Genomic DNA, 10,714 nt, shown 5'->3' with positions numbered 1-10,714 from the left:
CGCCGGTCGAATTCCTGCAATCGCCGCCGCTGCGGGCAACCGCAACGGGGATCGCGACCGGGCGGCTGCGGATCCTGGCGGTCGGGTCGGCCTCCGTCGCCGGCCCGGGCGTGAGCGCCCCCGGCGCGGCCTGGCCGGCGCGGCTGGAGGCGCTGCTGCGGGAAAGGCGGCCCGACCTCGACCTGCGGATGGAGGTGCGCGGCGGGCGCGGCACGACCGCGGCCGATCAGCTGCGCCTGATCGAGGAGGCGCTGCGCGCCGGTTCCATCGACCTCGTGATCTGGCAGGCCGGCATGACGGAGGCGGTGCGCGGCCTGCCGATCGACGACATGGGCGCCACGCTGGCGCGGGGGTTGGAGAGGCTGTCCCTGCGCGGCGTCGACACCGTTGTGATGGGCATCCAATTCAGCCGCTTCCTGCGCGCCAATGCCGAGGTCGACCCCTATCGCGACGCGCTGCGCCTGCTGTCGGGGACGGGCGGCGGGGCCTTCTTTTCCCGCTACGACGTGATGAAGGCCTGGGCCGAAGCCGGCACGGTCGATGTGGAGCGCACGCCACGGGAACGGCGGACGGCGGAGATCGACCGGCTGAACGACTGCCTCGCCCGCGCACTCGGCGCGTTCATCCGGGACGGGGTGGAGGAAGCGCGGCGGTAGGCCGCCCGAGGATCGGATCGAGGCAGAGCCCCGGTCCGCAAGCGCAAGGCAAGCAAGCCAGGCGGCCGGATGGCCGCGCCGGTGCTTGAGGCCGGCCAAGACTCCGCGCCGGAGCCCGAGGCAGACTAAAACAATCCCTCGATCCGCCCCTGCGCGTCGAGCCGGATGTTCTCCGCCGCCGGCACGCGCGGCAGGCCGGGCATCGTCATGATGTCCCCGCAGACCGCGACGACGAAGCCCGCGCCGGCGGAAAGCCGCACTTCACGCACCGGCAGCACATGGCCTTCCGGCGCGCCGAGCTTCGTCGGGTCCGCGCTGAAGGAATACTGCGTCTTGGCGATGCAGACGGGCAGGTCGCGGAAGCCGTCATCCTCGAACCGCTTCAGCTTGGCCGCCACGGGCGCGGGGATGGAGACGGCGGAGGCGCGATAGACCTCCCGCGCGATGGTCTCGATCTTGCCAGCGAGGGAGACATGGTCGGTGTAGAGCGGCGCGAAGTCGGCGCGCTGCGCGTCGATCATGCCCTTCACCGCGCGCGCCAGCGTCTCGGCCCCCTTCGCGCCATCGCCCCAATGGGTGCAGAGGATCGCGTCGGTGCCGAGCGCGCGCATCGCCTCCTGCACCGCCGCGATCTCGGCATCCGTGTCCGAGGTGAAGCGGTTGAGGCCCACCACCACGGGCACGCCGAACTTCCCCACATTCTCGACATGGCGGGCGAGGTTGACGACGCCGCGCTTCACCGCGGCCACATCCTCCCGTCCGAGATCGGCCTTGGCGACGCCGCCATGCATCTTGAGCGCGCGGACCGTCGCCACGACGACGCAGGCGGCGGGCTTCAGCCCGGCCTGGCGGCACTTGATGTCCATGAACTTCTCGGCGCCGAGGTCGGCGCCGAAGCCCGCTTCCGTCACCACCACATCGGCGAGCTTCAGGCCGAGCCGCGTCGCCATGACGGAATTGCAGCCATGGGCGATGTTGGCGAAGGGCCCGCCATGCACGAGCGCGGGCGAGCCCTCGATCGTCTGCACCAGGTTGGGCGCGAAGGCATCGCGCAGCAGCACGGCCATCGCACCATCAGCCTTGATGTCGGCGGCGGTCACGCTGCGCCCGTCGCGCGTCTGGCCAACAATCATGCGGCCCAGCCGCGCCTGCAGGTCCGGCAGGTCGCGCGCCAGGCAGAACACCGCCATGACTTCCGAGGCGACGGTGATGTCGAAGCCGTCCTCGCGCGGGAAGCCGTTGGCGACGCCACCCAGGGAGGAGACGATGCCGCGCAGCGCGCGGTCGTTCATGTCGAGCGCGCGGCGCCAGGAGACGCGGCGCGCGTCGAGCCCCGTGCCGTTGCCCCAGTAGATGTGGTTGTCAACCATGGTCGCGAGCAGGTTGTTCGCGCTCGTGATGGCGTGGAAGTCGCCGGTGAAGTGGAGGTTGATGTCCTCCATCGGCAGCACCTGGGCGTAGCCGCCGCCCGTCGCGCCCCCCTTCACGCCGAAGCAGGGGCCGAGGGAGGGCTCGCGCAGCGCGATCATGGTCTTCACGCCGATGGCGTTGAGCGCATCGCCCAGGCCCACCGTGGTGGTCGTCTTGCCCTCCCCCGCCGGGGTCGGGTTGATGCCCGTGACCAGCACCAGCGCGCCGTCCTGCCGGTCCTGGACCGAGGCGATGAAGTCGAGCCCGACCTTGGCCTTGTACTTGCCGTAGGGTTCCAGCGCTTCCTCCGGGATGCCGGCGCGGGCGGCGATCTCCCCGATGGGCCGAAGCGTCGCGGCGCGGGCGATCTCGAGGTCGGTCGTCATGTCGCGGCGTCTCCCCTGCGGTCCTGGCGTTCCAGGGGCGCTTATCGGGGCGCCGTTGAAAGGTAAAGCGGGCAGGGCCACCTGCGACGCTCCGCGGGGTGGCCCCGCCACCACTTGGGAGCCTTCCTCGCCATGCGTCGCCTCATCGCCGGACTCGCGGCCCTTCTGCCCTGCATCCTCGCCGCGCCGGCGGTGGCGCAGACCAATCTCGCGCCACAGGCCGCGCCGGCGGTCGGCGCGCCCGGCTTCGACCGCTGGCGCGTCGCGATCGGCGCGGGGATGCTGTTCTCCCCGGATTATCTCGGCTCGAACGATTGGCGGGTGACGCCCGTCGTCGCACCCGAGATCCGCGCGCCCTTCGACACCTTCTTCCTCTCCTTCCGCGACGGCCTCGGCGTGACGCTGCTACGGGAGGGGCCGGTCCAGGCCGGGCTCGTGCTACGGCCGCGCTTCGGGCGCGACCAGGACGACAACGACGCTCTGCGCGGGATGGGCGACATCCGCCTCGCGGGCGAAGCGGGCGGGTTCATCTCCTATTCGGACGGCACCTGGCTGATCCGCGGCGAGGCGCGGCAGGGCTTCGGCGGCCATTCCGGCGCGCTGGCCGAGGCCCGGCTCGACCGCGTGTTCCGTGTGCATGAGCGGGTGATCCTCTCGGCCGGGCCGCGGCTGTCCTGGGGCAGCCGCGGGTTCGCCGAGACCTTCTTCGGCGTGGACGACGGCCAGTCCGCGCGCAGCGGCTACGCCGTGTTCCGCCCGCGTGACTACTGGTTCGCGGCGGTGGCCGCCGGCGCGACCTGGCTCGTGGCCGACCGCTGGACCGTGATCGCCTTCGGCGAGGTGGGGCAGATCCTCGGCCAGTCCGCCGACAGCCCGCTGGTCGAACGCGGCAGCGCGACGCAGGGGATCGTCGGCCTGACCCTCGCCTATCGCTTCTTCCCCTGACGCGTCGCGCGTGGCGTCCGCGCCACGGTGACGCAGCGCAGCATTCCCCTTGAGACACATCAAGGACGTTGCGGGGGCACCATCATACGCCGGTCACCGTCGGGAACCCCAGGGAATCCACTGACGATGATCCGCAAGACATTGCTGCTGGCAGCGACCGCTGCCATCGGCCTTCTCGCCCAGCCAGCCTTCGCGCAGTCCACCACACCGCGCGGCAAGCAGGCCGGCGATTTCATGATCGGCGCCAGCGTCATCGGCGTGCTGCCGATGAGCGGCGGCAACGTCGACACGATCGGCGGCAGCCCGCATGCCTCCGATGCGTGGAGCGGGCAGCTCGACTTCACCTACTTCCTGACGCCGAACTTCTCGCTGAACCTGATCGCGGCGACGACGCAGCACGACCTCGAGGTGCGCGACAGCTCGCTCGGCACGGTCGACCTCGGCCATGTCTGGGTGCTGCCGCCGACGCTGACCTTCCAGTACCACCCGCTGCCGGCCGAGCGCTTCAGCCCCTATGTCGGCGCCGGCGTGAACTGGACCATGTTCTACAGCGAAGGCGGCGGGCGGACCGCTGCGGTGACCGGCGTCGACGTGCGCAACGCCTTCGGCTTCGCGCTGAATGTCGGCATGGATGTGGAAGTCGCGCCGAACTGGCTGGTGAACTTCGACGTGAAGAAGCTGTTCCTGCGCCCCGACGTGGCGGTGGACACGGTGGTCGGGCGCATCAACGCACGGGCGGACCTCGATCCCTGGATCGTGGGCGTGGGCGTGCGCTACCGCTTCTGACCAGCCGGGCCCCGGGGTGGTTCCACCCCGGGCGCCTTCCGGCATAGGCTGCCTCCCAACTCGTCCAGGGAGGAAGCCGGAATGCGGCGCAGGACCATCGTCGGAGCGGCGGCCGGCCTTGCGCTGGCGCGCCCCTCTCTGTCCCAGGGCACCTGGCCGGACCGGCCGATCCGCTGGATCGTGCCCTTCCCGCCCGGGGGGTCGACCGACCTCTGGGCAAGGCTGGTCTCCGAGCCCATGGCCGCGGAACTCGGCCAGCCCATCGTGATCGACAATCGCGGCGGCGCGGGCGGGCTGATCGGCACCGAAGCCGCGGCCAAGGCCGCACCCGACGGGCACACGATGCTGTTCACCATCACGACGCATGTGCAGTCGCCGGTGGTGCTGCGGCGCTTCCCCTACGACCCGGTCGCGGATTTCGCGCCAATCGGCAAGCTCGGCGTGACACCGCTGGTGCTCTGCGCCTCGCCCTCGACACAGGGCAACAGCGTGCAGGATTTCGTCGCCTGGGCGCGCGGCAAGGATCTCTCCTACGGCTCCTACGCGCCGGGCTCCTCGGGGCATGCCTATGGGCAGATGTTCTCGGACGAGGCGCGGCTGAACATGACCCATGTCGCCTATCGGGGCGAAGGGCCGATGCTGCAGGACATGGTCGCGGGCACCGTCGCCTGCGCCTTCCACTCCATGGCCGCGAGCGGCGGGGCGATCCGCGCCGGGCGGATCCGTCCGCTTGGTCTTTCCGGCACGCGGCCGCTGCCCTCGCTGCCACAGGTGCCGCTGCTGCGCGCCTCGGGCTTCTCCACGCGCTTCGAGTTCTCGGGCTTCATCGGACTGCTCGCTCCCGCGCGCACGCCGCAGCCGATCCTCGACCGCGCCGTCGCCGCGTTCCGCCGCGTGGTGGAAAGCGAGGCGGTGCAGCGCCGCCTCGTCGAGATCGACACCATCCCCGCCTATCTCGGCCCCGACGCCTTCCGCGAGGATATCGCGCGGTCCTTGCGGGAATGGACGGCGCTGGCGACCGAGTTGAACCTCTCGGTCCAGGGCTGACCGCAATCGCGCCTTGATTTGGCCAGCCCGGCATGGTCAGGCGGGATGACGGGCGGCGCGTGCCGCCCGCGCCCTTCCCGGACCCCGCCATGACCGCCCCCGACGCCCCCGCCCTTTCCGTCGTCGTCCCCGCCTACAACGAGCAGGAGGTCCTGCCCGAATTCCACCGCCGCCTCGCCGCGGCTATGGACGGCATCGGCCTCGCCTGGGAGGTGGTTTACGTCAACGACGGCTCGCGCGACACGACGCTCGAGGTCATGACCGGGCTGCAGCGGCAGGATCCGCGCGCGGCGGTGCTGAACCTGTCGCGCAACTTCGGCAAGGAGATCGCGCTGACCGCGGGCCTCGACCACGCCCGCGCGACGGACGCCGTGATCGTCATCGACGCCGACCTGCAGGACCCGCCGGAGGTCATTCCCGCCCTGGTGGCCGCCTGGCGGGAGGGCTTCGACATCGCCTACGCCCAGCGCAACACGCGGGAAGGCGAGACCTGGCTCAAGAAGGCGACGGCGGCGGGCTTCTACCGCGTGATGCAGCGCCTGGGCGGCAAGGTGAAGCTGCCGCAGGACACGGGCGATTTCCGGCTGATGTCCCGCCGCGCGGTGGATGCGCTGCTGAAGCTGCGCGAGCAGCACCGCTTCATGAAGGGCCTGTTCGCCTGGATCGGCTTCCCGGCGACCGCCGTGCGCTACGACCGCGCGCCGCGCGCGGCGGGCGAGACCAAGTGGAACTACTGGAAGCTGTGGAACTTCTCGCTCGAAGGCATCACCAGCTTCACGGTCGCGCCGCTGAAGGTCGCGACCTATGTCGGCTTCGCGATCGCGGTGCTGGCCTCGGTGTATCTGTTCGGCATCGTCGTGCGCACCATGATCTACGGCAATCCGGTGGCGGGCTATCCGAGCCTGCTCGCCGTCACGCTGTTCCTGGGCGGCGTGCAGATGATGATGCTCGGCATCATCGGCGAGTATCTCGGGCGCATCTTCAACGAGACGAAGCAGCGCCCGCTCTACTTCGCCGAGCGCTACCTGCCGAGCCGGCAGGCGAGCAACTCGCCGAGCGCGGCGCAGAGCGCCGGAGCGGAAGGCGTCGACGCCAGCGCCTGATCCCGCGCGCCGGGCAGGATGACGCGCAGCTCGCCCCGGGCCAGCGGCGCGGCGATCGCGACCGCGTCGTCGCAGGCCGGGCGTTCCCCGCGCCAGCGCGCGACGTACATCGTGTTGGCCGGCACGCCGCGTTCCGCCGCAAGGCTCAGCACCTGCAACTGCCGCGCATGGTCGCCGAGCGCGTCGGGCTTCGGCACGCAAGGCCAGGTGGGGAAGATGGCAAGCCGGTCGGCCTCCGCCAGCAGGCCGCGCAGCGCGGGCGCCTCCACCGTCCAGGGCTGGCGGTCGGATGCCCAGGCGGCGAGTGCGGCGCGGTTCGGCGCGGCATCGGCGAACTGGACCAGCCCGAGCGCGACCACCACGGCCGGCCCGATGCGCGGCAGCCGCGCGAGCAGCGCCGCGGCGCCCACCAGCAGCGCCAGCCCCACCGGCCAGAAGAAGCGCCCCGAGGCACGGAACTGCTCGAGGAACCCCGGCGGATCGCCCAGGTCGAACAGGATCGCCCCACCCACGCCGACGCGGAAGGACATCGCGAGCAGCACGAGCCCCGCCAGGGCGAGCGCCAGCCCCGCATGCCGCCGCAGCGCCGCGCCCACCGCCCGCGGCGCCACCGCGACCAGCAGCACGAGCCCCGCGAGCAGGCCGAGCCCAAGCCAGTTGTAGCCTTCCCACCCGCCATGGCCGGTCGCGTCCACCTCGCGCTCGACGAGCCAGCCGAGAAACAGCGAGCGGTAGGGCCATACGGGCGAGAGCAGGTTCAGCGCGAAGTCGCCATAGCCGCCATCCCCGGTCGCGCCGAGATAGCCCAGCGCCGCCATGGTCCCGAACACCGCCGCGACCGTCGCGGCGAGGCCGGCCGCGGCGCCGATCCAGCGCCGGTCCCCGCGCAGCAGCAGCGTCGTCGGCACGGCGGCGAGCAGCGCCAGCACCATCGCCGCGAGATAGGGGTGGACCAGCAGCGTGCCGACCGCGAGCACCGCCGCCCCGGCCCAGCCCGCCGCGCCCGCCCCGCGCGCCAGCCGCAGATAGGCCCCGAGCGCGAGCAACACAAAGAAGTGACCGGTCAGTGCCGCATGCCCGTAGCGATTGATGAAGGACGGCATGGCGGAGGCCGCGAGCGCCACGCCGATCGCCGGCAGCAGCCGCCTCTCCCCCGCCCCGCGCAGCGCCCAGACGGCGGCGACGGGCTGCAGCGTCCAGGCGATCGCGTACCACAGGCCGATGCCGTGGAAGCCGTCCGGCAGCAAGGGGAAGGCCGCCTTCAGCAGCAGGGCGAGCAGCGGGATGCCATCGACGAAGGCGATGTTGACGCCTTCCGGCGGGCGGAGCGTCGCGGCGGTGAGCAGCGGCCAGCGCCATGCATCGGTGAGGAAGTAGCGCTGCGCGATCGCGTGCTGCGCCGCATCCCCCTGCGGGGCGAAGGCGGCGCCGGCCCGCGGGAGCAGCATCTCGGCCGGGAACAGCGCGAAGGCGAGCCCTGCGCCGAGCAGCAGGGCAAGGCCGTAGGACAGGGCGGCGGCGAGCCTGGGCGACAGGGGGTGCATCCTCGGGACAGCGGCAGGCGAGGTTTTTGCGGCCGGGCAGATGCCAGGACAAGTGCGGCTTTGCTGCGCCGCCACAATCATGCCGCAACCCGGTCCCACATCCGCCCGCGCCAAGGGCGAAAACCCGCGTCAACCGAGGTCCGGCCTCGTTCCCCACGACAGACACAAGGGGGACGATCCGGCCCGCGGGCCACCTTTGGCCGCAGCCGGCCCCCACCGGCGGCGGTTACCCCCAGAAGGCCGCTCCGCTCATGTCCAGCGTCCCGGTTGGTCCCCTCCCCCCGCAGAACGCGGCGATCCGCCTGTTCGGCGGTCGTGTCGTCGCGCCGCGCCTGCTGCCGCTGGCCAAGCGCGCGATGGACATCGCCATCGCCGGGCTGGCGCTGCTGGCGGCCCTGCCCTTCTTCCTCGTCGTCGGCGCGCTGGTGCGCGCCGATGGTGGCCCGGCCTTCTACGCCCATCCCCGCGTGGGCCGTGGCGGGCGGGTGTTCGGCTGCCTGAAGTTCCGCTCGATGGTGACCGACAGCCAGGCGCGGCTCGAAGCCCTGCTCGCCGCCGACCCGGCGGCACGCGCCGAATGGGAACAGACGCGCAAGCTGAAGAACGACCCGCGCATCACCCGCATCGGCCGCTTCCTGCGGGCCACCTCGCTCGACGAGCTGCCGCAGCTGATCAACGTGCTGAAGGGCGAGATGGCGATCGTCGGCCCGCGCCCGGTCACGCAGTCCGAGCTCGACAGCTACTACGGCGCCGCCGCCGCGCATTACCTCACCGTCCGCCCGGGCATCACCGGCCTGTGGCAGGTGAGCGGCCGGAGCGAGACCTCCTACGACCAGCGCGTGGCGCTCGATGTCGCCTATGTCTCGCAGCCCTCGCTGCTGGCCGACATCCGCATCCTGCTGAAGACGCCGGTCGCCGTCTTGTCGCGTCGCGGCGCGCACTGATCCCTTCGGCCGACTTCGTCGCCCGCAGGGATCAGAGTCGGATGAGACCTCAGTCGCCGGCGCCGCCGTCCGGCGGCTTGCCTTTCGCGCCCTGGACTGGTGCGCCAGGGGCTGCGGGCGGTCTGGGCGCGGTCGCGCATTCGCGCTCCCCGATCGCGGCTGCGCCACGATCCGCGGTCGGTCGGCCGATCGCCGCGGCCCCGTCCGCGGGTCCCCTTCGATGACAAGCCCCGCGCCCGAGGGCCCGGAGGACCGGGCCGGCGGGCGCAGGCTCGTCTCCGGCGTGGCATGGAACGCGCTGGGGCGCGGCGTGCCGCTGCTGCTCGCCCTCGCGCTGACGCCGGTCCTCGTCCACCTGATGGGGACGGATCGCTGGGGGCTGTTCACCCTGGCGCTGGCGATGGTCGGCATCTTCGGCGTCTTCGACCTCGGCCTCGGCATGGCGCTGACGCGCGCGGTCTCCGAACGCATCGGCGAAGGGCGCGGGGCGGAGGCGCCGGCGCTGGTCGGTGCGACGCTGATCGCGCTGCTGGGCCTCTCGGCGGTGATGGCCGGGCTCGCCTGGGCGCTGATGCCGCTGCTGATCGGCCGGGTGCTGATCGTCCCGCAGGAGTTGGAGGCCGAGGCGCTGGCCGCCTTCCGCGTGCTGGCGCTCGCCGCGCCGCTGGTCGTGCTGAACGCGGCGCTGTGGGGGGTGCTCGCGGCCTGGCAGCGCTTCCGCGCGGCGAACCTCGTCAACATGCCGGTCAGCGCCTTCTACTACCTCGGGCCGGTGCTGGCGCTGCTCGCCTGGGACAGCCTGGTGGGGGTGATGCTGTCGCTCGTCGCGGTGCGTCTCGTCAGCGGCATCGCCTATGCCTGGCTCGCCTGGAAGGACGTGCCCGGGCTGGGGCTGGGCGCGCCGCGCTTCGCGCTGCTGCGCCCGCTGCTGCGGCAGGGCGGCTGGATGAGCCTGTCCGGCGCGCTGACGCAGGTCCTGCTCTATGCCGACCGCTTCCTGATCGGGGCGCTGATCGGGCTGACGGCGGTCGCCTTCTACGCGACGCCGCTCGATCTCGTCATCCGCATGTGGATCCTGCCGGTGGCGGTGGCGCAGGCGCTGCTGCCGGCCGTCGCCGGGGCCTTCCGCACCGCGCCCGAGAAGACCGTGCTGCTGATGCGCCGCGGCGCGCTGATCGTGGCAGGGCTGGTGCTGCCAGCCTGCCTCGTGCTGGTCGCGCTGGCCGAATGGCTGTTGTGGCTGTGGCTGGGGACGGCGTTTGCCGAGGGTGGGGGAATGGTGCTGCGCATCCTCGGCGTGGGCATCTTCTTCTCCTGCCTCGCCTTCGTGCCCGGCACGCTGCTCGATGCCATCGGGCGGCCCGAGGTGACGGCGACCTTCTCGCTGGTCCAGGCGGCGGTCTTCCTGCCGCTCGGCGCGCTGCTGCTGGTGCTGGTCGGGATCGAGGGCGCGGCCGTCGCCTGGGCGCTGCGCGCCGCGGCGGATTGCGCCGGGCGATTCCTGCTCGCCGCGCGCTTCTATCCGCCGGCGGCGAAGGCCGGGCGCGCGCTGCTGCCCTTCCTGGCCGTGACAGGCGCGGGGCTCGCCGCCATGGTGCCGCTGCCGGGGCATATCGCGCCGGCGCTGCTGGGCATGGCCACCATGATCGTCGCCGGCGTGCTCGGCTGGCGGCTGGCGCCGGCGGAAGACCGGGCGCGGCTGCTCGGGCGAATCGGACGGGCTGGGGCATGAGCGGCATCGCCATCAATGGGCGCTTCCTGACGCAGGGCATGACCGGCGTGCAGCGCTTCGCGACCGAAATCGTCGCGGCAGCCGATGCGCTGGCCGCACGCGGCGAATGGCCCGCGGCGCGGCTGCTGGTGCCGCCGGGCGCGCGCGATGCGGGGCTGGCG

Annotated in this window: 9 protein-coding genes; 7 read left to right on the top strand and 2 right to left on the bottom strand. The window is 72.3% G+C overall.

Annotation, left to right across the window (positions count from 1 at the left end):
* The coding region (locus HW577_RS13225) for an SGNH/GDSL hydrolase family protein (protein ID WP_198376605.1) at positions 1-656 on the top strand (656 nt) is incomplete at its 5' end.
* 125 nt (positions 657-781) lie between these two features.
* Here HW577_RS13225 and HW577_RS13220 read toward each other — a convergent pair.
* Positions 782-2,452 carry a formate--tetrahydrofolate ligase gene (locus tag HW577_RS13220; protein ID WP_198376604.1) on the bottom strand — a complete coding sequence of 557 codons (1,671 nt, stop codon included), beginning with the start codon at positions 2,450-2,452 and terminating at the stop codon, positions 782-784.
* 132 nt (positions 2,453-2,584) lie between these two features.
* Between HW577_RS13220 and HW577_RS13215 the strand changes: the two genes are divergently transcribed.
* From HW577_RS13215 to HW577_RS13200, 4 genes are all read left to right on the top strand, one after another.
* Positions 2,585-3,397 (top strand): MipA/OmpV family protein, encoded by an 813-nt coding sequence (locus tag HW577_RS13215; protein WP_198376603.1) that lies wholly within the window; start codon positions 2,585-2,587, stop codon positions 3,395-3,397.
* Between the two features lie 126 nt (positions 3,398-3,523).
* Complete coding sequence (locus tag HW577_RS13210) at positions 3,524-4,183, top strand: OmpW/AlkL family protein (protein ID WP_198376602.1); 660 nt, start codon at positions 3,524-3,526, stop codon at positions 4,181-4,183.
* Between the two features lie 81 nt (positions 4,184-4,264).
* Positions 4,265-5,230 (top strand): Bug family tripartite tricarboxylate transporter substrate binding protein, encoded by a 966-nt coding sequence (locus HW577_RS13205; RefSeq protein WP_198376601.1) that lies wholly within the window; start codon positions 4,265-4,267, stop codon positions 5,228-5,230.
* A gap of 89 nt (positions 5,231-5,319) precedes the next feature.
* The gene (locus HW577_RS13200; protein WP_198376600.1) at positions 5,320-6,333 is read left to right on the top strand and encodes a glycosyltransferase family 2 protein; all 1,014 of its coding nucleotides are present in this window, start codon (positions 5,320-5,322) and stop codon (positions 6,331-6,333) included.
* On the opposite strand, the gene HW577_RS13195 is transcribed toward HW577_RS13200, so the two are convergent.
* On the bottom strand, positions 6,252-7,877 hold the full coding sequence (locus HW577_RS13195; protein WP_198376599.1) for a DUF6311 domain-containing protein: 1,626 nt from the start codon (positions 7,875-7,877) through the stop codon (positions 6,252-6,254). The genes HW577_RS13200 and HW577_RS13195 overlap by 82 nt on opposite strands.
* A gap of 251 nt (positions 7,878-8,128) precedes the next feature.
* Between HW577_RS13195 and HW577_RS13190 the strand changes: the two genes are divergently transcribed.
* A complete protein-coding gene (locus tag HW577_RS13190) occupies positions 8,129-8,821 on the top strand; it encodes a sugar transferase (protein WP_198376598.1) in 693 nt (230 codons plus the stop codon).
* A gap of 220 nt (positions 8,822-9,041) precedes the next feature.
* A complete protein-coding gene (locus tag HW577_RS13185) occupies positions 9,042-10,553 on the top strand; it encodes a flippase (RefSeq protein WP_198376597.1) in 1,512 nt (503 codons plus the stop codon).
* Positions 10,554-10,714: the final 161 nt, after the last annotated feature.

The sequence above is a fragment of the Neoroseomonas rubea genome, assembly GCF_016106015.1.
Lineage (GTDB): Bacteria > Pseudomonadota > Alphaproteobacteria > Acetobacterales > Acetobacteraceae > Neoroseomonas > Neoroseomonas rubea.
Note: the sequence above shows the minus strand (reverse complement) of the source record. Positions and strands in the feature narration are given on the sequence as shown.